A 26,657-nucleotide genomic window follows, 5' to 3' on the forward strand; every position below is an offset into this window, starting at 1 on the left:
CGGAATCATGGGTTGAAAATCACGAAGTGCCGCGGCACAGGAACAGGCCGTGCCGCGAGATGCCTTGCTCTACCGTTGCCGGACGTACTTCCCGATTTCGCGGGCCGCGCCCGTGCTCCATTCATCGATCAGCGGTTGCAGCTTGGACAGACGGACGCCGCCTGCGCCCTGGGTGGCGTTGGCGACCTTCTCGCCCGTGCCGCCCCGCACCGACGCATACAGCAATTCGTCCGACATGCTGTCCGTGACCCGCGACTCGATGGCCACGCTCGCGTTGCGCGCCATGCCTCCTTCCATGGCGGCCCGGGCTTCGGTCATGACCAAAGCGACAGGGATGTACTGGTAGGCCCGCAGCGCCTGCTCCGAGGTTCCCACCGCGGTGATGGCGATGCGTATATGGGCGACGCCAGGTCCGGCGCGATCGACCAGCCTCACCTGATCGCCGATCTTGCGCCGCAGCGTTTCGTTGACCGCATTGCGGATTTCCGTGAGGGTTTCCATGGAGACGTCGGCGGAAGGCTGGGGTTCCGGGTAATACACGACGGGATCGAGCCAGACCGCGCTGTAGCGCGAGGCGTTGAAGTTGGGGTTCAGGTAAACCAGGCGGGTTCCGCCGTCGGGCGCGGGGGCTTGGTGCAGTAGCGAGTAATCCGGCAAGAACCCCGATTCCGTCGTCTTCGGAGCGGTGGAGCAGCCGCTAGCCAGGATGGCGGCGGCGAGGCCCAGAACAAGCGCGCCCGAGGAATTCTTGATGTTCATGCAAGTTCCTTCTGACAGATATGGGGCAGAAGAGCCCCGACTGCAGGCGTCGGCGAGAGGTCCCGTGCAAAAGCTGCTTTCCGCTCGTGGGCGCATGTTTTGACCTATATGCACAGGAAACCAATTATTTTTCCAAGCTTGAAATTTCGCAACGCAGTCGGGTGAACCAGGTTTTCTGAACTATTTCCTTTGCGCGCGTTTTGTGGAAGGAATTGCGCCGACGAGGCTGGCCCCGAGTCGCGGGATCGCGGTTTGGGAGCGGCTCGGACGCGGGCTTGGGTCCGCCCAATTTGCGCGCCCTTTATTTTTCATGGTATAAACACGCCTCTTTCGGAGCGCCCGTAGCTCAGCTGGATAGAGTACCTGGCTACGAACCAGGGGGTCGTAGGTTCGAATCCTGCCGGGCGCACCAAGCTTCTTGCTTGGACTACATGGAAAGAAAATGGAAAGGCCTTTGATCTTGTATCGAAGGCCTTTTTGTTTTGCGTGCGCAGATTGCGCCAGCGAGCCGCGCGTCAGTGCGTCGGGGGCGGCTGCGCGATTTGGGTTTGGCCCCGGGCCTTGTCATCCTCTTCGTCGAAACCCCAGTCTCCGACCGTGTACCAATCGTCTCCCAGCGTCTCCGCGGGATGCATGGTGCGGCCGGAGCCGTTGCCGCAGGCCATCGAATCGGTAGGGCAATAGCGGTCGCAGCCCCAGCAGATGCGTTCGGGGTGCTTGGGGTGCAAGGGAAACTTCTTGGCCATGCCGGATGCCTGCTGACTGAGGGCGCCGCGGCTGCGGCGCCGATCTATCGATGTATGCATCCAGCGTACTGCCGGGAGCCCAAGGAATTCCTTGATCTGGCGCAAGCGCGAGCGCCCCGCGCGGTGGTGCGCGGGGCTGCGGCGTTGGAGAATTGGGGAGGGGCGCTCACCGCATGCGCGGCGGCGGCCCCATGCGCCTAGTGGCGTCGTCGGTCCACCGCCGTGAGGGAGGTGCCGCTCTTTATCAGCCGGTAGGTCTGTCCGCCCAGCCACGAGACTTTTTCGCCCGTGCTGGTGCGGCATATGCAATGCGTCTTGGGATCGAAGCGCGAGGTGCCCAGCGCGGAATACGCGTCAGGGTCCGAGACGAATCGTTCAATGCGGTAGAGCGTGCCGTCCGGCGCGGTGGCGAGGACGTCGGTCAATCGTCTTGCGGTGCCGAGCATATGCGATACCTCCATGCGCGGGCCATTGGATATACGGCGCCAAAGTCGTTCGGGCATTTCAGTGCGCCAGGACGGGAAGATTGATGTTCCCGTGGCAGGCGTCAGTGAACGTGCCCTCCAAACAATGAATCGTCGAGCTGGTCGGGAGTGACGCCCAGGGCTTCGGATACGCGGTCCAGGATAACCTGCCTGGGCCGCGGGCGCGGCCTTTCCAGTTCGATATAGATGGAGTGGTCCACGCCCAGGCGCGCAGCCATATCAGCGGTGCTGATATTGAGGTGCTCGCGCCAGGCGCGTATCAGGCTCCAGTCGTTGCCGGTTTTTAGATTGACGACAGCTAATGGTAAATGACTCTGCCCCTGCCCGGGTGTTTTGCGCGGGACGGATTTTCTGCGGGGATCGCGCAGGCTGCTCTTGGCGGCAGGGCTTTTGCGGGAATCGCCGCGCGGGGTGGTGGTGGCGGTTTCGGCGGTGAAAATGGTGCCGCCGTTCAATTGGCGATATTGGTTGTCGCCGATCCAGTGCAGGGTTTCGCCGTTGTCGAGCATGCATTCGCAGTCCAGGTGATAGTTGCTGGGCATGCTCTCGAGTTGGGCGATGGTTTCCGCGGTCGTGGCGTGGCGGACCACACGGTGCAAGACACCGTCCGGCGAGCGCACAAACACGTCGGGAAGTCTCCAGGAAAACGGAATGATAATCTCCACGGCCAAGCCTATGCCGCCACTGTATCCCGCGGGGCGGATGGCGGGATTTGGGGTTTCCCCTCGCCAGGCTCGAGTCGATGATTGTGCGCTACATCAGCCCTCAACATCTTCACAAATCTTCACTGCGCCCAGGGCTATCATCGCCGCGTTGCCCGGTGTCTGGGGCGTACTGTCCGAGTGTTGCCGATGTCTCTGGTCGCGACAGGAATCGTGGATGCGCGGCCGCGCGCGAGGAGGGCGGCCTGGTGGGCCGTGCTGACGTCGTGCGCGCTGCATGCGATGGTGGCGGGACTGTGGTGGCGTGAACGGATCGAGCCTGCGGGCATGCGCGCCGCGCACGCGCCGGAAGCGCCGTTCTTCGTGGATCTGTTGGCCGCCAAGGCGCCGCCCGCACTGCCAGAACAAAAGCTGGAGGACCTGCCCGCGTCCGGATCCGGGCCTGCTCAGCCCGGCCGCGCCGACACGCCGCCGGCGCCGGCCGTGACGCCGCGGCAACGATCCGGCGCGCACAGGGCGCCCGCGCCATCCACTGCGCAGGACAGGACGCCCGCGCCATCGTCGGGCGTTCCGGCTCCCGCCCGCGATTTCGGTTGGCGCCCCGAAGATGCGCAAGCGACGGGCATGCGGCAAGCCCGAGGCACGCCGGTCGTGCGGCTCGGCCCCAAGGCGCCGGTCGAACAATCGGAGATTGCGCGCGGCATCGCCAAGAGCGCGCGGCCGCCGTGCAAGAACGCCCATGCGGACATGGGCTTGCTGGCCTTGCCGTTTCTGCTGGCCGATACCGTTACGGATCGGGGCTGCAAGTGGTGAGGCCGAAGCCTGCGCCGGCGGGCAGCCTGCGCCTGCCAAGAAAAGTTTGACGCGATTACCTGGGCGGCGGCAGGGGCAAGGCTGCGGATATTTCCTGAATCGTGGATACTGGTTTTTCAATCTGGGATTTCCAGAATTCACGGAGAGACGCAATGCCCGAATCCCAAGGCGGCCTGGACAGGCTGCGCCGCTTCATCGCCACCGCGACCGGCATGGCCACGCCGTCCGGACTGGCGCAGACGCCGGAACTGCAGGCCGCGTTCGCCGATCTGGTGCGCCATGACGACTGGCTGCCCGAGGCCTGTACCGCGCCCCATCCGCAGTACTACCAGCAGTACCTGCTGCATTGCGATCCGCTGGAGCGGTTTTCGCTGGTGAGTTTCGTATGGGGGCCAGGCCAGTTCACGCCGGTGCATGATCACGAGGTCTGGGGCTACGTCGGCATGCTGCGCGGGGCCGAAGTCAACCAGCGTTATGTCCGCGGCGAAGACGGCCGCGTCGCGCCCGCGGGCGCCGCGACCACTTTGCAGCCAGGCGACGTGGAGCGGCTGTCGCCCGCCGAAGGCGATATCCACCGCGTCTCCAACGCCCATGCGGATCGCGTATCCATCAGCGTGCATCTCTACGGCGGCAACATCGGCGCCGTGTCGCGCCATGTGTACGATCCGGCGACCGGGCAGGCCAAGCCTTTCGTGTCCGGGTATTCATCGGCCAGCCTGCCGAACCTGTGGGACCGTTCGGAAGCCGTGCGCGCCGCCATTGCCGGGGGCGCACGCTAGGGCCTGTTCGCGCGCGGCGTCCCATGCTATTTTCTTGTCCTAAATATTAGGAAAATAAACAATGGACAAGACGCTGCTCAAAGGTCTGATGGTGTTGGAGGCGGTGACCGACGTGGACAATCCGCCGCGCACCATCGATGCGCTGGCCGCTCGGGTCGGGCTGACCCGCAGCAATACGCACCGCACCTTGCAGACGCTGATACATGCAGGCTACGTGATCAAGGACGATGACGGCGGCGGCTATCGCGGCGCGGTGCGGCTGTTCGAGCTGGCGGCGCGCCAGCTGGCCCAGCTCGACGTGCGCAAGCTGGCCGCGCCGCACATGCGCACGCTGGCCGACCAGACCGGCGAAACCGTGCACCTGTCCGTGCTCGACGGTTTCGACGTGGTCTATGTGGACAAGATCGACAGCCCCCAGCCGATACGCGCCTACTCGATGGTGGGCGGACGCGCGCCGGCCTATGCCGTCGCGACCGGCAAGGCGCTGCTGGCCTACCAGGCGGAAGGCTACGTCGAGCGCTATGCCGACAAGCTCGTGCGCCACACGCCCTCGACCATCGTGTCGATGCCGCTCTTGAAGGACGAACTGCGCAAGATCGCCCGCACCGGCTACGCGGTCAACCGGGGCGAATGGCGCGAAGGCGTGGGCGGGCTGGCCGTGACCTTGTTCAACAGCCTGGACCAGCCCGTGGCCGCGATAGGGATCTCCGGTCCGCTGGACCGCCTGAGCGCCGCTAGGATGAAGCAGCTGGCGCCGGACGTGGCTGCCTGTGCCCAGTCCATCTCGCAAGGGATGGGCTATCGCCGGGGCTATCTGGACCAGTAGCGGGCCGCGCCAGCGCCGCGCCGAGGCGCTGCGCTTGGGCACGCGCCAGACGCGCATTGACGTCCATGGACGTGGTCCAGAAGTACGTGCCCCCCGCCAGGCTGCCCAGCACCGAGATATCCGGCTCGATCCCGCCTGCGGCGTTCTTGAGGCATCCCGTGGCATAGTCCAGCGCCAGGCCGCCGTGGGGATCGGGCTGCGCGTGGCCCTCGCGCAATAGCGCGGACACCAGCGGATCCCGCGTGCGCGGCGTGTCCACCGAGAAGCTGGTGGCATTGATCAGATAGCGGCTGGCGTGCGTGCAGACGACGCCCGCCGCGTCGCGCAAGCGCGTGTGGAACAGGCCGCTGGCGCTGTCGTGGCGGCTGTCCAGATAACCGCCGCCGACCTGCAGCTGGCCGTTCTGGAACAAGGCTTGCAGCTTCAGCGCGTTGCGCATCGGAAAGGTGGCGCGCCGCGCCATCCACAGCGAACGCCATTGCGACTGGAAGCGGCCCCGCTCGGCCTGCGGCAGGAGGTGCCAGATGAGGTCGACGGCCGCATTGGTCGCGGCCGCTACCGTCTGCCATGGGCGCGCGGCCTGCCCGGACCGCCGTATCTCTTCGTCCAGCGCGGCGCGGGCCTCGCCCTCCATGCCGAATATGTCCGCAGCTTCCAGGCTGCCACCCAGCGCCAGCACTTCTTCCCGCAGCGCCGTGGCGATGATGTCGAGTGACAGTGCGCCGCCATGCCTGGCGGCAAGGCGCGGTACGCCCTCCGGGCTGAGCTGCCGCAGCGTGTCTGGCGCGCGGTTGTCGGGGCTGCGCACGGAAGGCAGGCGGCCATTGCGCGATACGCACAGGATGGGGCCGCGATGGGCCGCTTGCCGCAAGGCAGCGATGGCGTCCACGGCGCTCAGGCTGGTGCCGATGATGCAGACCGGGGCATCGGCGGCGATGCCGCGGGTCAGCGCCTGGACCGGGTAGGGACTGTTGAAGTAGCCGGGCGCATCGCGCAATTCCGGAAACGCCTGCGAGGGCAGATTGCCGTTGCACAGCACGGCGTAACGCGCCAGGCAGGGCGAACCCGGTTCCGCTTCGACCCGCACGCCGCCGCCAGGCAGCGGCGCCACGCGGCGGACCCGGCTGCGCACGTGCGTGAGCGTGATGCCCCGCGCACGGGCGAACTCGCAAGCCCGTCCATAGACTGCGCGCATGTAGGCGCCGAACAGCGGACGCGGCAGGAAGTCCGCCGGCGCTATCGAGTCCGCGCCCTGCGCGCGCAGCCAGGTGGGATCCTGGGCGCGCAGCCAGTCCACGAAATCCATCCTGTGGTCGGCCCGCGCCGACATGTTTCCGGCGGGAATGTTGAGCAGGTTGCTGGGCAGATCTTCCTGGTAGGCCTCGCCCGCGCCCGGTTCGGCCTGCGGCTCGAACAGCGCGATCGTCGGCGCCCGCCCAACGGCCGGTTCCAGCGAGAGCAGGAATTGATAGAGGAAGCTGACGGCCACCGAGCCGCCGCCGATGATGGCCAGGTCTGCCGCGGGCGGGGTTGGTGTCATGCCGGGCGTCATTATTTGGCCGCCGACAAGCGCACCACATCGGCCCAGCGGGCGACTTCCTGCTTGAGCACGCGGCTGGTGTCGGCGGGCGTGGTGGCCACGGCGTCGGCGCCCAGCTTCTGCGCGGCCTGCTGCACGGAAGCCATGGCCGCCGCCTTCTGCATGCCGGCCGAAAGCTTGTCCACCACCGCTGGCGGCGTGCCCGCGGGAGCCAGCAGCGCGTAGGTGGTCGCGACCGCGTAGTCCTTTACGCCCTGCTCCGTGAGCGTGGGCAGGTCCGGTAGCGCGGTGGCGCGCGTGGCGGTGGTGACGCCGAGCAGGCGGATCTTGCCGGTCGCGACCTGCGGCAGCAGCGCCGGCAGCGTTTCGATCACCATGTCGATCTGCCCGCCCAGCAGGTCGGTGATGGCGGGGCCGCTGCCGCGGTACGGCACGTGCATGAGCCGGGTGCCGGTCACGACCTGGAAAAGTTCGCCCGCCATGTGCTGGGACGTGCCGGGGCCGGCCGAACCGAAGGTGATGGTGCCGGGCTTGCTCTTGGCCAGGGCGATCAGCTCCTGCACATTCTTCGCGGGGATCTTGCTGCTGTTCACCGCCACGGCCATGGGCATGCTGGTGGCCATCGACACGCCGACGAAGGCGGTGCCGAAGTCATAACCGGGCTTGTCCGGCATGGCCGCGTGGATGGAGTGGCTGCCCACGGCGCCCATCAGCAGGGTGTAGCCGTCGGCGGCCGACTTGGCCACGTACTCCGCGCCGATCTCGCCGCCCGCGCCCGCCTTGTTTTCCACCACCACGCTCTGCCCCAGATAGTCGCCCAGGTGCTGCGCATAGATGCGCGCGGCGGCGTCGGTCGCGCCGCCGGGCGGGAAGGGGACCACCATGCGCACGGGCTTCGTCGGCCAGTTGTCGGCCGCGGCTGCGCCGCCTGCCAAAGCCAGCACCATGCCTGTCAGGGCGATGCGCCACATTTTCTTCATGGAAGTCTCCTTGGTGTCGGTGCGGGCCGTCACATGCAATGTCGTGCGGCCCTTTATTTAAATCCTAAAATATAGGACTCATGTATCAACAAATGGTTTACTTAGAATTCCACACGGTGCTATGCTGGTCAACAATTAAGCACGCCACCTAGGGAATTCACTAGGATTAACGGCAAAATTCACCGTCCTTCGCCAGATATGCGCTGGATGATGCCAGTCTTGAAGGCCTGCTCTTATAATGTTTTATTTGTCCCAAATATTGAATTTTCATAACGAGAGGTCAGACATGACACCCAGTTCGGCGCTGGCCGGCATCACGGTGCTGGAGATTTGCAATGTCGCGGCGGGGCCTTTTTGCGGCATGTTGTTGGCGGACATGGGCGCCGACGTGATCAAGATCGAGAACCCCGACGGCGGCGACACGCTGCGCAGCTGGCCGCCCATTTCCGACGGCTACAGCGAGAACTTCGCATCGCTCAACCGCAACAAGCGTTCGGTGACGCTGAACCTGAAGGACCCCGCCGATCTCGCCCTGGCGCGCGAGTTGGCGCTGTCCGCCGACGTGTTGATCGAGAACAACCGGCCGGGCGTGATGGACCGCCTGGGCCTGGGCTATGCGCAGCTGCGCGAGGCCAATCCCAGACTGGTCTATTGCTCGATCTCGGCCTACGGCCAGTCGGGGCCCCGTTCGCAGGAAGGCGGCTTCGATCTGACCATCCAGGCCATGAGCGGCATCATGAGCGTGACCGGCGAAGCCGGCGGCGAACCGGTGAAGTGCGGCGTGCCCGTGGCGGACTTTTCGGCCGGCCTGTACGGCGCCTTCGCCATCGCGTCGGCCTTGCGCGCGGCCCAGGCCAGCGGGCAGGGCACGCATATCGACGTGCCCATGCTGGGCGCCACCTTGGGCATCGCGGCCCTGCAGACTTCGGAGTTCTTCGGCAGCGGCCGCGATCCGGTCAAGCTGGGCTCGGCCCATCCGCGCAACGCGCCGTACCAGGCTTTCCGCTGCAAGGGTGGCTACTTCGGCATGGCGGCGGGCAATCAGGCCTTGTGGAAGGGCGTCTGCGCAACGGTAGGCCGCGAGGACCTGCTGGCCGATCCGCGCTTTACCGACACCAGCGCCCGCGCGCACAACCAGACGGCGCTGCGCGAGATCCTGGAAGCGATCTTCGAGGCCGAGGACGCGCCGACCTGGCTGGCGCGCTTCCGCGCGGCGGGCGTGCCTTGCGCGCCCATCAACACCTATTCCGAGGTGCTGGCCGACCCGCAGGTGGAGCACATGGGCTGGGTGCAGCCCGTGGATCTGCCCAACGGCGTGCGCACGCGCACCTTCGGCCTGCCGGTGCGCTTCGACGGCCAGACCACGGCCCTGCGCCGCCGCCCGCCGGCCCTGGGCGAACACAACGATGAAGTGCTGGGCGCGCTGCGCGCCGGCAAGCAGGAGACGGCGGCATGAGCGAGGTCCTGCGCATCGACAAGCAAGGCGCGGCGCACGTGCTGACGCTGGCGCGGCCCGACAAGATGAATGCCCTGTCGGCCGCACTGGTGGAAGCGCTGATCGCCGCGCTGGACCAGGCCGAGACCGGGGGCGCCAAGCTTATCGTCCTGAAGGGCGAGGGCAAGAACTTCAGCGCGGGCTTCGACTTCGGCGATTGGCAAGAACAGAGCGAAGGCGATCTGCTGCTGCGCTTCGTGCGTATCGAGACGCTGCTGCAGCGGCTGGCGGCGTCGCCGTGCCTGACGCTGGGGCTGGCGCACGGCCGCAACTTCGGCGCGGGCGTGGACCTGTTCGGCGCCTGCAAGTGGCGCATCAGCGCGCCGGACGCCACGTTCCGCATGCCCGGGTTGAAGTTCGGCCTGGTGCTGGGCACGCGCCGTTACGCCGCGCTGGTGGGCGCGGAGCGGGCGCGCGCGGTGCTGGAGCAGGCGGCCACGTTCAATGCGGAAGAGGCCTTGCGCGACGGCTTCGCCAGCCGCCTCGCTGTCGCGGGGGACTGGCCGGACATCGAGCGCGAGGCGCAGAACGCCGCGTCCGCGCTGACGGGCGCCAGCCGCGTCCAGCTGTACGCGGCGCTGTCGACGGAAACGCCAGACATTGATCTTGCCCGCCTGGTGCGCTCGGCCGCCGAGCCGGGCCTGAAGGATCGGGTGGCCGCGTATCTGCAGGCGCGCTGACCGCAACAAGAACAGGCAGGGAAGGAGACATCATGGCATCGGGTTTCAATCAGAAGAACAAGCAGTGCACGCTGGCCGAACTGGCGGCGCTGGTGCCCAACGGCGCATCGATCGCATTGGGCGGCAGCTTCCTGCACCGAGGGCCGTTCGCCTTCGTGCGCGAGCTGATCCGCCAGGGACGGCGCGACCTGGAACTGGTCAAGCAGTCGCCGGGCTACGACGTGGACATCCTGTGCCGCGCGGGCGCGCTGCGCCGCGTGCGCGCGGGCATTGTCGCCATGGAAGGGAACTTCGGCCTGGCGCCCTGGTACCGCAAGGCGGTGGAGCGGCGCGAGATCGAACTGGAAGAACACGCCTGCGCCAGCCTTACGGCCGGCCTGCGCGCGGCGGCCTTCGGCGTGCCGTTCCAGCCTTGCGGCGGCTTGCACGGCAGCGGCCTGCCCGAACTCAATGGCTGGAAGTGCCTGGACGATCCCTACGGCAGCGGGCAGAAGACCTGGGTGGTGCCGGCGATCCGGCCGGACTTCGCCGTGATCCATGCTTCGGAGGTGGACGCGCTGGGCAATGTGCGAGTGCATGGCACCGCGCATTGGGACCGCATCATGTCGCGCGCCGCGGGCAGCGTGCTGGTGGTGGCCGAGAAGGTGGTCGACAGCGCGGTGTTCGAAGCCAGCCCGGAATCCACGCTGGTGCCGTTCTTCATGGTGCAGGCCTATGCCGTGGCGCCGCAGGGCGCATGGCCGGGATCCTGCTGGCCGGACTACGCCATCGACTATCCGGCGGTGGAGGCATACATGGACAAACACAGCGATCTGCAGGCGCACATGGCTGCGGCGCCCGAAGCGCGGGAGGTGCAGCATGGCTGAGCAATGGTCGGGTTTTTCCTACATCGTCACCAATCTGGCGCGTTTCATCCGGCCGGACGAGATCACCTTCAGCGGCGTGAATTCCACCATGCCCATGCTGGCATGCCTGCTGGCCAAGCGCGCCTACGATTGGGACTTCGTGTACATCAACGTGGCCGGCGGCGTGAATCCGCGGCCCTCGCATGTGCCGATCTCCAGTTCCGATCCGGTGCTGGCCGAGCACACCGCGTCGATCTTCTCCAACGAAGACTTCTACGACCTGTGCACGCGTGGCCGCATGGACCTGACCTTCCTGGGCGCGGCGCAGATCGACGGCGCGGGCTGCGCCAACAACTCCTGCATCGGCGACTGGCATGAACCCAAGGTGCGCCTGCCGGGCGGCGGGGGCGGCGCGGTGATGCTGCCCACGGCCCGGCGCGCTTGCACCTGGCGTACCGAACACTCGCGGCGCACCTTCGTGTCCAAGCTGGATTTCATGACCTCCTGGGGCGGATTCCACGGCGTGGTCACGCCGATCGCCGTGTTCATCAAGCGCGACGGCCGGCTGGCCTTGCAGTCCTGGCATCCGGAAGCCAGCCTGTCCGAGGTGCGCGAGCGCACCGGCTTCGAATTCGACGCCACGGGCGCCGAGCCCTCCGCGCTGCCTACCGCGGCCGAGGTGCGCGCCTTGCGCGAGCTGGACTCCGACGGCCAGTTCGAACGCGACGCCGCCGTCGCGCTGCGCTAGGAGGCCGCCATGACGATCGCCGATGCCACGCTGGTGGCCGCGTTCGCGCGCCTGTGGAGCCAGCCGCAATGGGCCGGGCGGCCCGCCATCGTGACCGCGGACGGCGCCTTGACCTATGCCGGCCTGCAGCGCGAGGTCGGGCGCATCGCGGGCGGATTGCGCGCCGCCGGCGTGGCGCGCGGCAGCCTGGTGGCGATCGCGATGGAGCGGTCGCAGGCGCAGGTGCTGGCGATCCTGGGCGTGATGGCGGCGGGCGCCTGCCCGTGTCCCTTGGAGCCGCGCCTGTCGGAGGCCGAGACCGCCAGGCGCGTGGCGGCGGTGGGCCTGGGCTGGATGCTGCACGACGCGGCCAACGCGGCCACGGCCCGGGCCAGCGGCCTGGCGCCGCAACGCCTGCTGGACGCCGCCGCCGTGGCGCAAGGCCCGCTGGACTGGACGGGCAGCGGCGAGGCCGCGTCCGGTGATGCGGGCCTGTTGCTGTTCACATCCGGTAGCACCGGCAATCCCAAAGGCGTGCTGTTGAGCCACCGCGGGCTGGCGAACAATGCGCGCGGGGTGCTGGCGCACACCGGCTTGACGCCGGAAGACCGGCTCTTGCACGTGATGCCGCTGCATCACACCAACGCGCTCAACAACCAGATCTTCGCGCCGCTGCTGGCGGGCGCCTGCGTGGCGCTGGCTGGGCGCTTCCGGGCCGAAGACATGCCGGGCTTGCTGCGCGCGTTCCGGCCCACCCTCATCACCGGCGTGCCCACCATGTACGCGCGCATGCTGGAACTGGAGTTCGACCCCGCAAGCCTGGCCGCGTTGCGCTTTGCGCGCTGCGGTTCGGCGCCCATCACCGAAGCGCTGCACCGGCGCATTGAAGCCTTTCTGGGTTGCCCGCTGGTGGTCTCCTACGGCCTGTCGGAAGCCACCTGCACCTCGACCATGAACCCGCCCGCCGCGCGCCGCGTGGGGTCGGTGGGAACGGTGCTGGCCGGCCAGAGAGTGACCTTGCGCCTGCCGGACGGCAGCGAGGCCGCGCCGGGTGGCGAAGGCGAGATCTGCATCGCGGGCGACAGCCTGATGCTGGGCTATGTGGGCGTGGACAGCGCCGACGCCGGCGCGCCGCAACAGCTGCGCACGGGCGACCTGGGGCGTTTCGACGAGCAGGGCTATCTGAGCATCACCGGCCGCATCAAGGACGTGATCATCCGCGGCGGCGAGAACATCTCGCCGGCGCTGATCGAGGGCGTGGTGACGGGCCTGCCGGGCGTGGCCGCCTGCTGCGTGGTGGGCGCGCCCGACGAGGACCTGGGCGAAGTGCCCGTGATCTTCGTGCAGCGCGCGGGCGAAGCCGCGCCCGATGCGCCGGGCATACAGGCCGAGGTGCTGGCGCGGCTGGGCCGCATCTACGTGCCGCGCGAAGTGCTGTGGATCGAGCGCCTGCCTGAGAACGCGGTGGGCAAGGTCGACCGCAAGGCGCTGGCGCGACAGCTTGCGCCCGCCAGCCTGCGTTCATGAACCGGCGGGACGCTCCGGGATCCAGGGCGTCCCGTTACGCTATTCGACCTTGCCGATCCGGTTGACCGCGACCTCCAGCGAGGCCGAGTCCTTCTTCCAGTACTCGTCGAATGCCGGCGCGTCCAGGTATTGCACGGGACTGCCGGTGCCAGCGATACGGGCCTGGACCTCGGGGTTGTTGGCGATCTCCTTGACCGTCTGGCGCAGCTTTTCGATGACGGCCGGCGGCGTGCCGGCCAGGGCGAACACGCCCGACCATTGCACGAAGCTGATGTCATAGCCCTGCGACCTGAAGGACGGCACGTCCGGCAGGCTGTCGAGCTTGCCGTCGCCCCAATGCGCCAGCGCCTTGACGCGCCCCGCCTGGATCAGCTGCATGACGCTGGACGGGCCGGTGGCCAGGGCATCGACCTGGCCGCCCACCAGCGCCTGCACCGCGGGGCCAGCGCCGGTGAAGGGCACGTGCATCATCTTGATGCCGGCCGCGTTCTGCAGCATTTCCATCGGCACGTGCATGGTGCCGTAGATGCCGGAAGAGCCATAGCTGAACTTGCCCGACTGCTTCTTCGCCGCGTCGACGAATTCCTGCAGCGTCTTGTACGGTGCGTCCGCGCGCACCACCAGCACCGTGGGATCGGCGGTGATGCGGGCGATGGGCACGAACTGGTCCAGCTGATAGGCCGGCTTGCGTTCCAGCAGGCGGTCGGCCGCGGGCAGTATGGAAATCGACGACAGGCTCATCAACAGCGTGTAGCCGTCGGGCTTGGCGCGGCCGGCCTGGCCGATGCCGATGGCGCCGCCCGCACCGCCCTTGTTCTCGATGACCACGGTCTGGCCCAGCTTGTCGCCCATGGCCTGGGCCAGCGGCCGCGCGATGGTGTCGGCGACGCCACCGGGCGGGAAGGGCACCACCATGGTCACGGGGCGTTCAGGGTAGCCGGCAGCCAGCGCGTTCGCGGCTCCCAGCCACAGCAAGGCGGCCGCTGCCGCCCGGGTGCAACGCAGAATCATGTCTCACTCCTTGTGCTTCTTGCTGCCGAGCCGCCCCGTGTTCATTCCGGGGCTTGTACTCAGACGAAGCGGTTTTCGATATGTCCGATGCCGTCGATTTCCACCCGCACCACGTCGCCGTGCTTGAGGAACCGCGGCGGGTTCAGGCCCTGGCCGACGCCGGCCGGCGTGCCCGTGGCGATGACGTCGCCCGGATACAGGGTGATGCCGCGCGAGCAGGTTTCGATCAGTGTGGGGATGTCGAAGATCAGGTCTTCGGTGTTGCCGTCCTGGCGCAGTTCGCCGTTGACCCAGCAGCGCACGCGGGTCTGCCGGCCGTCCAGTTCGTCGGCCGTCACCAGCCAGGGGCCCATGGGGCAGAAGGTGTCGAAGGACTTGCCCAGATCCCATTGCTGATGGCGCATCTGCACGTCGCGCGCGGTGACGTCGTTGACCACCGTGTAGCCGATCACGTGGCTCATGGCCTCGGCGCGGGAAATGTTGCGGCCGCCCTTGCCGATCACCACCGCCAGCTCGGCTTCGTAGTCGATCTTGTCCGAGACGCCCACGGGCAGTTGCACGTCGGCCCAGGGGCCGACCACGGTCTGCGGCACCTTGGTGAACACGATGGGCCAGGATTCGGGATTGGCGTCGTTGTCCTTGAAGACGGAGTCACGCAGTTCCTTGGCGTGGGCGTGGTAGTTGCGTCCGACGCAGAACAGGTTGCGCCGCTGCGCCGGCAAGGGCGCTTCATGCTCCACCTGGTCCCAGCGGTAGGACGAGCCGGTCTGGCCCGGCAAGGCACGGCCCTCGGCCAGCCATTCCACGGCGGTCAGCGCGCCGGCGGCCGCGAGTTCGCGCGGGAAGTCCAGGGCGGTCACGCTGCCGCCGTCGTCGGACACCACGCCGATGCGGCGCTCGCCCTGGATCCGGAATACTGCAATCTTCATGCTTGCTCCCTGAGCGGTCCGGCCGCCCTTGTTTAATACCAAAAAGTACCAATTGGGCGAATATTCCGGCCCAATTTCGGGAGAGGATATACCAAATAAACCAACTTTCCTAACAGAATTGCCAGGTTTTTGGCGGCTTATTGGTCTGTTTTGGTATCATCTGTCCGCTAGACATTCTGGGACAGTCCATGGACAAAGCCTCCGCCTTGCGCGCGGTCATCATCGAAAATCTGCAATCCGGCGCCTGGCCCGCCGGCCATCGCCTGCCCACGGAACGTGCCTTGAGCGTACAGTTCGGCATCAGCCGCTCGACGGTGCGCCGCACCCTGGCCGAATTGAAGGACGAAGGCCTGATCCTGCAACGCGTGGGCAGCGGCACCTACGCCAATCCGCAGATGCCGCTGGCGCAGGCCGAAGGGCTGCTGCGCGCCGAAGTGCTGTCCACCAGCCCGGCAGAACTGATGGCGGCGCGGCTGGTGCTGGAACCGGCCATCGCGGCGCTGGTGGTGCAGCATGGCAGCCCGGCCGATTTCGCCGCCATGCAGGATGCCTGCGCAAAGGCCGAGGCCGCCGACAGCTTCGAAGCGTTCGAGATCTGGGACGCCAAATTGCACGAATTGATGGCCACGGCCACGCACAATCTCTTCATCGAAAAAGTGTTCGCGCTGATGACGGCGGCGCGCTCGCAAGCGACCTGGGGCGCATTGAAGCGCAAGAGCCTGACGCCCGAGCGGCGTCAGGCCTATCAGGTGGAGCATCGCGAGATCGTCGACGCGCTGCATGACCGCGACGCCGAACGGGCCATGGAGGCCGTGCGGCGGCATCTGCTGCACGTCAGGGACAACTTGTTGGGCTAGCCGCGCCGGCTGGGTGCGGAGATCGCGGCGCGGCCGGGGCAAGGCCGGCCGCCGCGGAACAAGCGCCTCAGGGCTGCCCGCGCAGCCGGGCCAGTTCGGCGGAAAGTTCGGCCACCAGGGCCTGGGCGCGCGCCAGCGGGTCGTGTCCCTCGGGCGAGGGTTCGGCGGGCGCATCGGGCGTCTGCAGCCGGGGCTGCACGCTTTCATGGCCCATGCTGACGTCCACGTCGAACACCAGCTGTTCCGCGCGGTGCCAGGTCGTGAACCACTCCAGAGGGCGGCCATGTTGGTCCATGCCCTGGCCTTGCAGCATCAGCAGCGGCGTGCCGGCTTGCGTGCCCAGCAGTTGCGCCAGCGGCTTGTCGGCGGCCACGGCGCGGATCTGGTTGCGCCCGGCGCCGGGACGCAGGCCAAAGCGCCGCGTCAGCACGCCGTGCAGGGAGGCGTCGGCGAGGTCTTCGGCGCGCAGGCCGGGCACCGCGTCGGCGGGCAGCCAGGTGCGCACGTAGGCGAGCGGCGCGTCGGCCACATGGCGCAGGCGCTCCAGCATGAGCAACTGCGTGGTGCCGAAGAAGGCGGCGACGTCGGCGGGCGGTTCGGCGCGCTCGAAAGCCAGCACGCGGGTTTGCAAGGCCACGCCGGATTGCGCGAATTGCTCGTACAGGCCGGTGGAGCGCTGCACCAGCCGGCGGTGTTCCTGGGGCGCCGCCACGCTGGCGGGACGCCCGGTTTCGCGCTGGATCAGGCCTTCGGTGGCCAGGGCCGCCAGCGCCTGGCGCACCACGCTGCGCGCCACGCCGAAGCGCTCGCACAGCGCCGCCTCGCTGGGCAGCACGGCGCCGGCCGCGAGCTTGTTCGTGCGGATGTATCCGCGCAGCAGGGTCGCCACCTGGGCGTGCAGCGGGATATCGCCGGAGCGGTCAAGTGCGGGCAATGCGTCATGCGTGGCGGGCGCCATGGGAATCAACCTCCGGTTTGTGCCCGCGCAGTTTCCCACACATGCGTCCAGCCCGGCGCCAGATGCGCGGCGCGCTCGGCGGCCAGGATCAGGCTGTCCTCGCGGGCGATGCCCTTTCCAGCGATGTCGAAGGCGGTGCCGTGGTCCACCGACACGCGCACGACAGGCAGGCCTACCGTGATGTTTACGCCGTCGTCGCCGTAGACCGCCTTGAAGGGCGCGTGGCCCTGGTCGTGGTAACAGGCGATCACGAATTTCCACTTGCCGCGCACGGCTTGCGGGAACAGCGCGTCGGCCGGGATCGGGCCGGCGGCCAGGATGCCCGCGGCATTGGCTTCGGCCACGGCGGGGGCCAGGATGTCGGCGTCTTCGGTGCCGAAGATGCCGTTTTCTCCGGCATGCGGATTCAGGCCCGACACCGCCACCGGCTGGTCGCCGCGGCCCAGCGCCTTGGCGAACGAGCCGGCCAGGCGCAGCACCGCGCGCATGCGCGCCGGGGTCAGGTCTTCGATGGCCTGGCGCAGCGATACATGGGTGGTGGCGTGGAAAATGTAAAGGTCGCCGGCCGACAGCACCAGCGAGAAGGTCTTGACGCCGAATTCGTGCGCCAGCAGTTCGGTGTGGCCGGGCCACTTGTGGCCAGCCGCGTGCATGGCGGCCTTGTTCAGCGGCGCGGTGACGATGCCGTCGACCTCGCCGGCGCGCGCCAGGGCGCAGGCCGTGGTGACGAAGCGCACCGAGCCGTCGCCCGCATCCGCGCTGATCTCGCCCAGCTTGACGTGGGCCAGCGACGGGCCGGCCTGCAGCACTTCAATGGTGCCGGGGGTGTTGGCGCAGTCGGCCGCGCGCTCCAGCTTGCGCACGATGGCGGGGTCGCCGCCCAGGCTGCGCACGGCGTTGGTCATCACGTCCACGTCGCCGACCACCAGCAGGCGGGCCTTCTGGCGCAGTTCGTCATGGCCCATCAGCATCTTGGCCGTGATTTCCGGCCCGATACCTGCCACGTCGCCCAGGGTTACGGCCAGCAGGGGCAGCTTGCCCGGTTGGGATTGTGTCATCGCTTGAATCTCCTGTCGCGGATCGCGCGCACCGCGCGAACCAGTACATCTTCGGTGCCAAAGCCGCCGGCCTTGGTCACCACGGGCAGGCCGGCGGCCGTGCCTCCGGTCAGCGTGCCCAGGGGCACGCCGCCCATCACTTCATCCACCAGCGCAATGCCGCGGGCGCCCAGCGCCACCAGCACGCTGCGCGCGCCGTCGCCGCCGGTGGCGACCACGCCGGCGGCGTTCGCGCTGGCGATCAATTGCGCGGCCAGGCTGCCCAAGCGCTCGGCGACGGTCTCGGAATCCAGGCCGTCCAGCTGGCCTTCGGGCGCCAGCAGCAGCACCGTGCCGGCCTGCGCCGGGGCCTGCGCGTGCGCCTGCAGCAGCGGCTGGCTCCAGGCCTGCCATGCCGCATCGTCGGCCAGTTGGGCCAGCGTGGGCGTCCAGGTGTCGGCGCCCGAGGCTTGCAGGGCGGCGGCTTGCGTGCGCGCCGCGCTGTGCTGCGAGGTCACCACCACCACGACCGGCGCGGTCTGGTCGGCGCCGGCCCAGACCCGGGCCAGCGGCACGGCCAGGCCGCCCGCTCCCACGGGCAGGGCATGTACGCCCAGCAGGCCGATGGCGCGCGCCAGGCGCTCCAGGTCGGCCTCGGTGGCGGCGTCGACCACCACGGTGTTGCCCGCCAGGCGGATGCGGGCCGCCAGCGCTTGCGGCGTCTCGCCTTCCTGCGCCGCCACATGGGCGCAACCCAGCAGAGTGGGGATATGGCTTTCGGTCACGGGCGTGACCGGATCGGTGGCCGCCGATGTCTCTGTGACCGGCTTGCCGTTGACGTAGAGCACGCCTTGTTCGATGGTGCGGCCGGTGGCCGGGAAGGCCGGGCAGATCACCGCGATGGTGTCCGGGCCCCAGGCCTCGCGCGCCGCGTCGATCTCGGCCTTGAAGGCGCCGCGCAAGGTGGAGTCCACCTTCTTGTACAGGCGCGTGACGCCGGCCGCGCGCAGGCGCCGCACGTTCTGCCAGACGGTCTCGGCCGCGTCGGCGGCGGACAGCGCGCGGCTGTTGGTCGTGACCGCCAGCACTTCCACGCCGGCGGCGCCCGGACCCGACAGCGCCTCGTCGGCGCCGCCGATGGACAGGTGCGTGCTCCAGCCGGCGCGCACGAACTGCACCGCCGTGTCGCCCGACCCGGTCAGGTCATCGGCGACGATGGCGATGGCGGGATTCAAAGCGCTTCTCCGCGCGCTTCACGCAGGGCGGGCGCGACCGTGGGATCGGCGTCCTCGGACTTGAGCTCGCCGGCGCGCTTGAGGAAGTACGAGGCCAGCATCGGCGCCAGGATCGAGCTGATCAGCACGCAGGCGGCGACCTGCGCGGTGGCGGTCGACACGTACTGCTGGAAGTTGGGGTCGGCTGCCGCCACGACCGCGGGGGTGGCGATGGCGTTGCCGGCGGTGGTGCCGGCCGCGAAGCCCAGGCCGCTCTTGCCGCCGCGCTTCAGGATCAGGCGATAGCCCAGGTAGACCAGGCCGCCGGTGATGGGGCTGATGATCAGGCCCAGGATCAATCCGCTGATGCCGCCGGAAACCACGGCGCCCAGGTTGATGCCGGTGCCCAGCGCGAAGGCGAAGAAGGGGATGACGATGTTGGGCACGGGCTTGAGCACGTCGCGCCACTTGGGGTCCAGGTTGCCGACCACCACGCCCAGCAGGAACGGCACCAGCGCCGCCACCAGGGCGATCATGGGGATGTCGGCCAGGCCCGAGGCGCCCAGGAACAGCAGGCTGAAGAAGGGGCCGTCGTTGACCGCGCTGGCGACATAGGCGCCGCGGTCGCGGGCGTCGCCGTATTGGCCGGTATAGGCCAGCCACAGGCCGCCGTTGCTGTTGTCGAAGGCGGCCAGCATCGCCAGGATGGAGACGCCCAGCACGCCGTCCAGGCCGACGTAGCTGCCCAGGATGATGATGAGGGTGGCGGGCACCAGGGTCTTCATCAGCAGGATGGTGCCGGCGGTGGCCAGGATGGGGCCGCCGGTGCGCGTGTTGACCTGGGTGCCGGTCGCGAAGATCAGCAGCGCGATCAGGGGCAGGGCGCTGTTCTTGAACAGGGCGGTGGTGAAGCCGCCGATCGCCAGGGCGTCGGGAGCGAAGGTGCCGATCAGTGAACCCAGGATCAGCGGCACCAGCATCAATCCACCGGGGATTTTCTGCATCGTGCCAAAAAAGGGCGAGCGGGAAGTTTCGGTCGACACTATCGGAGTCTCCAGGACGGTTTTTCTAGGTTGCAGACGTTCGAGCGCGCGTCTGTCAGACGGTTGATCAAGGACGAAAAACCGTAGTGTACACCTGTACGTACAGCATGTACGTACAGGTGTACCAACCCGGAGGCAGTTCCGATTTTAAAAGCGGTAGGCGCCGCTCAGCATGACGGTGCGGCGCGCGCCGTAGAAGCAGTCGCCGCGGTCCAGGCAGACCACTTCATACGTGCGGTCCGCGATGTTGTTCAGGTTCAGCGCATAGCGCCAAGGACCGTTGTCGTAGCTGAGCATGGCGTCGAACAGCGTGACCGCCGGCGTTTCCGGGGCGCCGCCGTCGCGGAATGCCGACAGATAGCGCACGCCCGCGCCCACCGCGAAACCAGGCTGGCCGGCCAGCGCGAAGCGGTACTTGCCCCACATGGAAGCCATGTGCTTGGGCTGCGCTTCCAGCTGCGGATCCAGGTCGGTGTAGATGTAGTTGGCGATCACGTCCACATCCTTGGTGACGCGGCCGCGCAGCTCCAGCTCCACCCCGCGCGTGCGGGTCTTGCCGGCCTGGATCTGGTTGTTGGGGTTGTTCGGATCGTTGGTCTGGCGGTTCTTTTCGCGCAGGTCGTAGGCGGCGGCCGTGAATTCGATGTCGGCGTCCTTCGGCATGTATTTGATACCGGCCTCCACCTGCTTGCCGCGCATGGGCTTCCAGCGCTGGTTGTAGAAGTCGGCGCCGGCGATGGGCGTGAACGACTCGCTGTAGCTGAGATACGGCGACCAACCGTTGTCCGCGGCGTACATCAGGCCGAAGCGCTTGGTGGTGGCCATGTCGGTTTCGCGGTCCTGGCCTTGGGTGGTGCTGTCGGCGCGGTCGCGGCGGATGCCGGCCAGGAAGATCCAGTTCTTGTCGAACTTGATCTGGTCCTGGGCGTAGAAGCCGATCTGCTGTTGGTTGATCTTGGGAGTGTCCGACAGTTCATACTCGGGCGCGTTGCCGTACACCGGGTGGTACAGGTTCAACGGCGAGCCCGCGCCGCTGGCCGTCTGGCTGGTCTCGCGGTAGCGCGAATAATCCATGCCGAAGAGCACCGTGTGTTCCGTGCGGCCCCAGTTCAGCTTGCCTTCCAGGTTCTGGTCGGCCAGCAGCGTGCGCATGCGCGGCTTGTTGACGTAGAAAATGCGGTCGACGGTGGTCTGTTCCGGATCGATGTACGAATCGCCGCGGCGCGCGCCGTAGACGTTGGGATAGAGCGTCTTGTAGTCGACGCTGCTGACCGTGTTGCGGAAGTTCTGCCGCACTTTCCAGGTGTCGTTGAACTGATGCTCGAACAGCCAGCCCACGCTGAACTGCTCGGTGTCGTAGGCGTCGAAACCGGGCTCGCTGGCGAAGCGCCGGGTCGGGATGCGGCCGTTGGGATTTTCCTGCACCGAGCCGCTCCACGGCAGGAAGGACTGCGTGGTGCCCGCGCGATCCTTCTGCCAGGTGGCCTGCAGCGTCAGCGAGGTGGCCGCGCTGGGGCGCCAGGTGAGGGACGGCGCCAGCATCAGACGGTCGTCGGGCGCGTACTGGACCTGGGTATCGCTGTCGCGTCCCACGGCGATCACGCGGTACAACCATTGGCCGTCCTCGCTGGCCGGACCCGTGAGGTCGGCCTGGATCTCGCGGCGGTTGTGGTTGCCCAGCACCACGCCGATCTCGCGCTGCGTTTCCGCCAGCGGCCGCTTGCTGACCAGGTTGACGATGCCGCCGGTGCTGCCCTGTCCATACAGCATGGAGGAGGGGCCGCGCAGCACTTCGACCCGCTCCATCGCATAGACCTCGGTGCGCGGGTTGTTGAAGCTGAAATACTGGCGCAGGCCGTCCAGGTACTGCACCGGCTCCACGCCGCGGATGCGCACGTAGTCGGCGCGGTTGTCCACGCCATAGGCGTTGGGGCGCACGCCGGCCGCGTAGTTCATGGTGTCCTGGATGTTCTGCGCGCCCTGGTCCACGATCTGCTCGCGCGGGATCACGGTGATGGCTTGCGGCGTTTCCGACAAGGGCGTGTCGGTCTTGGTGGCGGTGGCGCTGCGCGTGGCGACGTAGCCGTCGACCGGGCTGGTCGCTGTCTCGCCGGTTCCCGTGACCTGCACGGCGGGCAGGAGGGTGGCGGGTTCACCCGACTGCGCGGGTTGAGCATGCGCCGCGGCGCCGAGGCAGGCGGTCAGCGCGGCGGCGATGGGCAGCAAGGCCTGCGGCCGCGCACGGCGGGCGGCCGGATGAAGATGGCGTATCAAGAGATTTCCCCAGCGGCCGAAGAGCGGCCTATTACTTATAGAAATGACAACGATAACTATTATCAATTCATGCCAAATGAGAGGCCAGGAAACGGCGGGACTCAGATGTAAAAAAGCGCTGCAATTTTCGTTTGCAGGTTAAGGGAAACTGGGAAAGTGTCGTGCTATCAGCGTCTTGCGGCGGTTTTCGGCAGCGACGCGCAAATCGCGAGGCTGTTGGAGAGGCGCGACAAATCGCGGTTCAGGCCTACCGCGGCCGTAGAGGGCGATGCCTTCGGCCGTGGCTTCCACGCGCACCACGCCGCGGTCGGCGCTGTCGTGCAAGTGGCGCAGCCAGCCTTCTTCGCACAGCGCACCCAAGGTGCGCGAGGTCCGCGCCAGGTACAGGTTCCCTGGCCCGGAGGCAGTTCCGATTTTAGAAGCGATAGGCGCCGCTCAGCATGACGGTGCGGCGCGCGCCGTAGTAGCAGTCGCCGCGGTCCATGCAGATCGCTTCATAAGTGCGGTCCGCGATGTTGTTCACGTTCAGCGCATAGCGCCAGAGGCCGTTGTCGTAGCTGAGCATGGCGTCGAACAGCGTGACCGCCGGCGTTTCCGGGGCGCCGCCGTCGCGGAACGCCGACAGATAGCGCACGCCCGCGCCCACCGCGAAGCCGGGCTGGCCGGCCAGCGCGAAGCGGTACTTGCCCCACGTGGAAGCCATGTGCTTGGGCTGCGCGTCGAGCTGCGGATCCAGGTCGGTGTAGATGTAATTGGCGATCACGTCCACGTCCCTGGTGATGCGGCCGCGCAGCTCCAGCTCCACCCCGCGCGTGCGGGTCTTGCCGGCCTGGATCTGGTTGTTGGGGTTGTTCGGATCGTTGGTCTGGCGGTTCTTTTCGCGCAGGTCGTAGGCGGCGGCCGTGAATTCGATGTCGGCGTCCTTCGGCATGTATTTGATGCCGGCCTCCACCTGCTTGCCGCGCATGGGCTTCCAGCGCTGGTTGTAGAAGTCGGCGCCGGCGATGGGCGTGAACGATTCGCTGTAGCTGAGGTAGGGCGACCAGCCGTTGTCCGCGGCGTACATCAGACCGAAGCGCTTGGTGGTGGCCATGTCGGTTTCGCGGTCCTGGCCTTGGGTGGTGCTGTCGGCGCGGTCACGGCGGATGCCGGCCAGGAAGATCCAGTTCTTGTCGAATTTGATCTGGTCCTGCGCATAGAAGCCGATCTGCTGCTGATTGATCTTGGGGCTGTCCGACAGTTCGTACTCGGGCGCGTTGCCGTACACGGGGTGGTACAGGTTCAGCGGCGAGCCCGCGCCGCCGGCGGTCTGGGTGGTCTCGCGGTAGCGCGAATAGTCCATGCCGAAGATCACCGTGTGTTCCGTGCGGCCCCAGTTCAGCTTGCCTTCCAGGTTCTGGTCGAGCTGTAGGGTGCGCTTGCGCGGCTTGTCGACATAGAAACCGCGGCCGACGGTGGTCTGTTCCGGATCGATGTACGCATCGCCGCGGCGCGCGCCGTAGACGCTGGGGTAGACCGCCTTGTAGTCGACACTGCTGACCGTGTTGCGGAAGTTCTGCCGCACTTTCCAGGTCTCGTTGAACTGATGCTCGAACAGCCAGCCCACCCTGAACAGCTCGGTGTCGTAGGCGTCGAAGCCGGGCTCGCTGCCGAAGCGCCGGGTCGGGATGCGGCCGTTGGGATTTTCCTGCACCGTACCGTTCCACGGCAGGGTGGCTTGTGTGGTGCCCGAGCGTTCCTTCTGCCAGGTGGCCTGCAGCGTCAGCGAGGTGGCCGCGCTGGGGCGCCAGGTGAGGGACGGCGCCAGCATCAGGCGGTCGTCGGGCGCGTACTGCGTCTGGCTGTCGCTGTCGAGTCCGACCGCGATGACGCGGTACAGCCATTGGCCGTCCTCGCTGGCCGGACCCGTGAGGTCGGCCTGGATCTCGCGGCGGTTGTGGTTGCCCAGCACCACGCCGATCTCGCGCTGCGTTTCCGCCAGCGGCCGCTTGCTGACCAGGTTGACGATGCCGCCGGTGCTGCCCTGTCCATACAGCATGGAGGAGGGGCCGCGCAGCACTTCGACCCGCTCCATCGCATAGACCTCGGTGCGCGGATTGTTGGGGCTGAAATACTGGCGCAGCCCGTCCAGGTACTGCACCGGCTCCACGCCACGGATGCGCACGTAATCGCCGCTGTTTTCCACGCCGTACGCATTGGGGCGCACGCCGGCCGCGTAGTTCATGGTGTCCTGGATGTTCTGCGCGCCCTGGTCCACGATCTGCTCGCGCGGGATCACGGTGATGGCTTGCGGCGTCTCCGACAAGGGCGTGTCGGTCTTGGTGGCGGTGGCGCTGTGCGTGGCGACGTAGCCGTCGACCGGGCTGGTTGCGGTTTCACCGGTGCCGGTGACCTGCACAGCGGGCAGGAGGGTGGCGGGCTCACCCGACTGCGCGGGTTGGGCATGCGCCGCGGCGCCGAGGCAGGCGGTCAGCGCGGCGGCGATGGGCAGCAACGTGTGCGGCCGCGCACGGCGGGCGGCCGGATGAAGATGGCGTTTCAATGGATTTCCCCTGCGGTTTGCAAACAAACCAATAAATATGAAAGTGATAATGAGAACGATAATGATCAATAATGCTGATCAACCGTGTTAAGGCTATCGGGAAATGGTCGGGCCGTGAATGTGATGAAGGCCTACCAAATTTGCCAGGGGGGGAGGTGGCAAGAGAGGGGAAAGTGCCGTGCTATCAGCGGCTTACGGAAAATTCCGGCGGCGCGGCTTGATCAACGCGCCTGTTGGCTGGGAGCGACAGATCGGGTGAGGCCTACCGCGGCCGGCGCGTGCCGCCGTCGCGCCGGCTGGCCTTCTCCGAGACGATGTTGTCCTCGGCCATGCGGCGGCCGCGCTGTTCGATGCGGCCCAGGAAGTCGCGCAGCAAGGCGACCTCGTCGTCGCTCAGGTCCTGCACCAGCAGGTCGTTCAGGTGCGAGACCTCGGGCAGCAAAGCGTCGTAGAGGGCGATGCCTTCATCCGTGGCTTCCACCCGCACCATGCGCCGATCGGCGCCGTCGTGCAGACGCCGTAGCCAGCCTTTCTCGCACAGCGTACCCAGGGTACGAGAAGTGCGAACAGGATCAAGTTTGGCGGCGGCGGCCAGTTCGGCCGAATTCATGATGCCGCCTTCGACGGCGCTGGCCAGCACACGCCATTCGCGGCGCGTGATGCCGAAGCGGCCTTCGCACAGGCGCAGGAATACCGGATTCGATTGCGACCACGCCTGGTACAGCCGATACATCAGCATGTCCGAAAGCTGGCGGTGGCCGGACGCGGGATCGGTCGGCATGGCGTTTCCTCCTGGTGGCGTTGCAGTTCGCGCTGCATATCGTTATTGGAAGTCCTGGATTAGATCAACAAATGCCCGCGTTGCTAAAGTCAATTTTCCTATTTGGGTATCGGCCAGGCAGTGAAAACCATAATCGACAGCGGGCCGCTGTCTCCAGGAGAAGACGATGCGTAATTGGATTGCAGGCGCCGCGGTGGCGACGATACTGGCGGGCGCGGCCCCGCTGGCGTGCGCGCAGCAGGCCCCGCTGGACGGGACGCTGACGGTGGTGGTGGGCTACCCGCCGGGCGGCAGTTCGGACCGCATCGCGCGGCTGGTCGCGGACCGGCTCAAGGAACGGGTCGGCGTGGCCGTGGTGGTCGAGAACAAGACGGGAGCGGGCGGCCGCATCGCGGCGCAAGGCCTGCACGCGGCGCCAGCCAGCCAGAACGTGCTGATGCTGGCGAATCCGGCCGTGATGGTGGTGGCGCCGCTGGTCTACTCCCAGCCCGGCTACGATGCGCAACGCGACTTCAAGCCGGTGTCGCTGGTCAGCCGCTACAAGTTCGCGCTGGCGGTGGCGGCGAATTCGCCGATCCAGGACCTGGCCGGCCTGCGGCAGTGGCTGAAGGCGAACCCCAAGCAGTTCGCGGTGGGCGTGCCGGCCACCGGCAGCTTGCCGCATTTCTTCGCCCTGATGCTGGGCCGTGAACTGGGCCAGGAGCCGGAAGTGGTCGGCTACCGCGGATCGGGCCCGCTGATTTCCGAACTGATAGGCGGCATCCTGCCACAAGGCATAGACACGCTGGACACCTTGCTGCCGCAGCATCGCGCCGGCAAGATCCGCATCCTCGCCATCTCCGGCGATGCGCGCGACGCCGAGCTCAAGGACGTGCCTACTTTCAAGGAAGGCGGGGTGAACCTCGCGGCCGACGGCTGGAACGCCTTCTTTGCGCCGGCGGCCATGCCGCAGGCCAAGGCCGACAGGCTGGGTGCGGACATCGCGGCGGTGCTGCGCGAGCCCGCCATGCAGGAGGCCGTGCACGCCGCCTATCTTGAGCCGGTGTCGCTGGACGCGAGCGGCACGGCTGACGCATTGGCGGCCTACCGCAAGCAATGGGAGCCTGTGGTGCGGGACTCCGGCTTCAAGGCCGAGCAATAGGAGGGG

Annotated in this window: 25 protein-coding genes and 1 tRNA gene; 11 read left to right on the forward strand and 15 right to left on the reverse strand. The window is 67.5% G+C overall.

The window, feature by feature from the left end; translation table 11 throughout:
- Positions 1-69 precede the first annotated feature (69 nt).
- Positions 70-759, reverse strand: coding sequence for a DUF3313 domain-containing protein (locus tag FOC84_RS23205; protein ID WP_173146511.1), 690 nt, complete (start codon positions 757-759; stop codon positions 70-72).
- A 335-nt stretch (positions 760-1,094) separates the two neighbouring features.
- Here FOC84_RS23205 and FOC84_RS23210 point away from each other — a divergent pair.
- A tRNA-Arg gene (locus FOC84_RS23210) sits at positions 1,095-1,171 on the forward strand.
- 103 nt (positions 1,172-1,274) lie between these two features.
- On the opposite strand, the gene FOC84_RS23215 is transcribed toward FOC84_RS23210, so the two are convergent.
- The 3 genes from FOC84_RS23215 to FOC84_RS23225 form a co-directional block, all read right to left on the reverse strand.
- Positions 1,275-1,505 (reverse strand): DUF3079 domain-containing protein, encoded by a 231-nt coding sequence (locus FOC84_RS23215; RefSeq protein WP_173146512.1) that lies wholly within the window; start codon positions 1,503-1,505, stop codon positions 1,275-1,277.
- 197 nt (positions 1,506-1,702) lie between these two features.
- On the reverse strand, positions 1,703-1,951 hold the full coding sequence (locus FOC84_RS23220) for a hypothetical protein (protein WP_173150359.1): 249 nt from the start codon (positions 1,949-1,951) through the stop codon (positions 1,703-1,705).
- A 101-nt stretch (positions 1,952-2,052) separates the two neighbouring features.
- The gene (locus tag FOC84_RS23225; protein ID WP_173146513.1) at positions 2,053-2,655 is read right to left on the reverse strand and encodes a helix-turn-helix domain-containing protein; all 603 of its coding nucleotides are present in this window, start codon (positions 2,653-2,655) and stop codon (positions 2,053-2,055) included.
- Between the two features lie 186 nt (positions 2,656-2,841).
- Here FOC84_RS23225 and FOC84_RS23230 point away from each other — a divergent pair, with 186 nt between their 5' ends.
- From FOC84_RS23230 to FOC84_RS23240, 3 genes are all read left to right on the forward strand, one after another.
- Positions 2,842-3,465 (forward strand): hypothetical protein, encoded by a 624-nt coding sequence (locus FOC84_RS23230; RefSeq protein WP_173146514.1) that lies wholly within the window; start codon positions 2,842-2,844, stop codon positions 3,463-3,465.
- 152 nt (positions 3,466-3,617) lie between these two features.
- Positions 3,618-4,244, forward strand: a complete 627-nt coding sequence (locus FOC84_RS23235; RefSeq protein WP_173146515.1) for a cysteine dioxygenase — start codon at positions 3,618-3,620, stop codon at positions 4,242-4,244.
- A gap of 61 nt (positions 4,245-4,305) precedes the next feature.
- Positions 4,306-5,070: an IclR family transcriptional regulator gene (locus FOC84_RS23240; RefSeq protein WP_173146516.1), complete on the forward strand. Its 765-nt coding sequence runs from the start codon at positions 4,306-4,308 to the stop codon at positions 5,068-5,070.
- Here the strand turns inward: FOC84_RS23240 and FOC84_RS23245 are convergent.
- Positions 4,979-6,610: an FAD/NAD(P)-binding protein gene (locus FOC84_RS23245; protein ID WP_173146517.1), complete on the reverse strand. Its 1,632-nt coding sequence runs from the start codon at positions 6,608-6,610 to the stop codon at positions 4,979-4,981. The two genes, FOC84_RS23240 and FOC84_RS23245, sit on opposite strands and share 92 nt — an antisense overlap.
- Positions 6,611-6,621: 11 nt before the next feature.
- Complete coding sequence (locus FOC84_RS23250; protein WP_173146518.1) at positions 6,622-7,590, reverse strand: Bug family tripartite tricarboxylate transporter substrate binding protein; 969 nt, start codon at positions 7,588-7,590, stop codon at positions 6,622-6,624.
- 286 nt (positions 7,591-7,876) lie between these two features.
- On the opposite strand from FOC84_RS23250, the gene FOC84_RS23255 reads away from it, so the two are divergent.
- Genes FOC84_RS23255 through FOC84_RS23275 form a run of 5 tightly spaced genes read left to right on the forward strand, consistent with a single transcriptional unit; the run spans position 7,877 to position 12,864 of the window.
- Positions 7,877-9,046 (forward strand): CaiB/BaiF CoA transferase family protein, encoded by a 1,170-nt coding sequence (locus FOC84_RS23255; protein WP_173146519.1) that lies wholly within the window; start codon positions 7,877-7,879, stop codon positions 9,044-9,046.
- Positions 9,043-9,765, forward strand: a complete 723-nt coding sequence (locus FOC84_RS23260; protein ID WP_173146520.1) for an enoyl-CoA hydratase/isomerase family protein — start codon at positions 9,043-9,045, stop codon at positions 9,763-9,765. The genes FOC84_RS23255 and FOC84_RS23260 overlap by 4 nt, the downstream gene beginning before the upstream one ends.
- Before the next feature lie 32 nt (positions 9,766-9,797).
- The gene (locus tag FOC84_RS23265) at positions 9,798-10,631 is read left to right on the forward strand and encodes a CoA transferase subunit A (protein WP_173146521.1); all 834 of its coding nucleotides are present in this window, start codon (positions 9,798-9,800) and stop codon (positions 10,629-10,631) included.
- The gene (locus FOC84_RS23270) at positions 10,624-11,358 is read left to right on the forward strand and encodes a CoA-transferase subunit beta (RefSeq protein WP_173146522.1); all 735 of its coding nucleotides are present in this window, start codon (positions 10,624-10,626) and stop codon (positions 11,356-11,358) included. Before FOC84_RS23265 ends, FOC84_RS23270 begins: the two co-directional genes overlap by 8 nt.
- A 9-nt stretch (positions 11,359-11,367) precedes the next feature.
- Complete coding sequence (locus tag FOC84_RS23275; RefSeq protein WP_173146523.1) at positions 11,368-12,864, forward strand: class I adenylate-forming enzyme family protein; 1,497 nt, start codon at positions 11,368-11,370, stop codon at positions 12,862-12,864.
- A gap of 39 nt (positions 12,865-12,903) precedes the next feature.
- On the opposite strand, the gene FOC84_RS23280 is transcribed toward FOC84_RS23275, so the two are convergent.
- Positions 12,904-13,875 carry a tripartite tricarboxylate transporter substrate binding protein gene (locus tag FOC84_RS23280; RefSeq protein WP_173146524.1) on the reverse strand — a complete coding sequence of 324 codons (972 nt, stop codon included), beginning with the start codon at positions 13,873-13,875 and terminating at the stop codon, positions 12,904-12,906.
- Between the two features lie 59 nt (positions 13,876-13,934).
- Positions 13,935-14,804, reverse strand: coding sequence for a fumarylacetoacetate hydrolase family protein (locus tag FOC84_RS23285; RefSeq protein WP_173146525.1), 870 nt, complete (start codon positions 14,802-14,804; stop codon positions 13,935-13,937).
- Between the two features lie 188 nt (positions 14,805-14,992).
- Here FOC84_RS23285 and FOC84_RS23290 point away from each other — a divergent pair, with 188 nt between their 5' ends.
- Entirely contained in the window at positions 14,993-15,661 is a 669-nt protein-coding gene (locus FOC84_RS23290; RefSeq protein ID WP_173146526.1) for a FadR/GntR family transcriptional regulator, read from the forward strand.
- 67 nt (positions 15,662-15,728) lie between these two features.
- Here FOC84_RS23290 and FOC84_RS23295 read toward each other — a convergent pair whose 3' ends face one another.
- The 7 genes from FOC84_RS23295 to FOC84_RS23325 all read right to left on the reverse strand — a co-directional run bounded on the left by FOC84_RS23295 (position 15,729) and on the right by FOC84_RS23325 (position 25,510).
- Positions 15,729-16,619 carry a GntR family transcriptional regulator gene (locus FOC84_RS23295; protein WP_173146527.1) on the reverse strand — a complete coding sequence of 297 codons (891 nt, stop codon included), beginning with the start codon at positions 16,617-16,619 and terminating at the stop codon, positions 15,729-15,731.
- Between the two features lie 5 nt (positions 16,620-16,624).
- On the reverse strand, positions 16,625-17,677 hold the full coding sequence (pdxA, locus tag FOC84_RS23300; RefSeq protein WP_173146528.1) for a 4-hydroxythreonine-4-phosphate dehydrogenase PdxA: 1,053 nt from the start codon (positions 17,675-17,677) through the stop codon (positions 16,625-16,627).
- Positions 17,674-18,891, reverse strand: coding sequence for a D-threonate kinase (gene dtnK, locus FOC84_RS23305; RefSeq protein WP_173146529.1), 1,218 nt, complete (start codon positions 18,889-18,891; stop codon positions 17,674-17,676). The genes pdxA and dtnK overlap by 4 nt, the downstream gene beginning before the upstream one ends.
- A complete protein-coding gene (locus FOC84_RS23310; RefSeq protein ID WP_173146530.1) occupies positions 18,888-19,913 on the reverse strand; it encodes a 2-keto-3-deoxygluconate permease in 1,026 nt (341 codons plus the stop codon). The genes dtnK and FOC84_RS23310 overlap by 4 nt, the downstream gene beginning before the upstream one ends.
- 147 nt (positions 19,914-20,060) lie before the next feature.
- Positions 20,061-22,187, reverse strand: coding sequence for a TonB-dependent siderophore receptor (locus FOC84_RS23315; RefSeq protein ID WP_438800843.1), 2,127 nt, complete (start codon positions 22,185-22,187; stop codon positions 20,061-20,063).
- A gap of 415 nt (positions 22,188-22,602) precedes the next feature.
- On the reverse strand, positions 22,603-24,729 hold the full coding sequence (locus FOC84_RS23320) for a TonB-dependent siderophore receptor (RefSeq protein WP_173146531.1): 2,127 nt from the start codon (positions 24,727-24,729) through the stop codon (positions 22,603-22,605).
- A 262-nt stretch (positions 24,730-24,991) separates the two neighbouring features.
- A complete protein-coding gene (locus FOC84_RS23325) occupies positions 24,992-25,510 on the reverse strand; it encodes a MarR family winged helix-turn-helix transcriptional regulator (RefSeq protein ID WP_173146532.1) in 519 nt (172 codons plus the stop codon).
- Between the two features lie 166 nt (positions 25,511-25,676).
- Here FOC84_RS23325 and FOC84_RS23330 point away from each other — a divergent pair, with 166 nt between their 5' ends.
- Positions 25,677-26,651 carry a Bug family tripartite tricarboxylate transporter substrate binding protein gene (locus FOC84_RS23330; RefSeq protein WP_173146533.1) on the forward strand — a complete coding sequence of 325 codons (975 nt, stop codon included), beginning with the start codon at positions 25,677-25,679 and terminating at the stop codon, positions 26,649-26,651.
- Positions 26,652-26,657 lie beyond the last annotated feature (6 nt).

The sequence above is a fragment of the Achromobacter pestifer genome (genome assembly GCF_013267355.1).
GTDB classification, from domain to species: domain Bacteria; phylum Pseudomonadota; class Gammaproteobacteria; order Burkholderiales; family Burkholderiaceae_B; genus Achromobacter; species Achromobacter pestifer_A.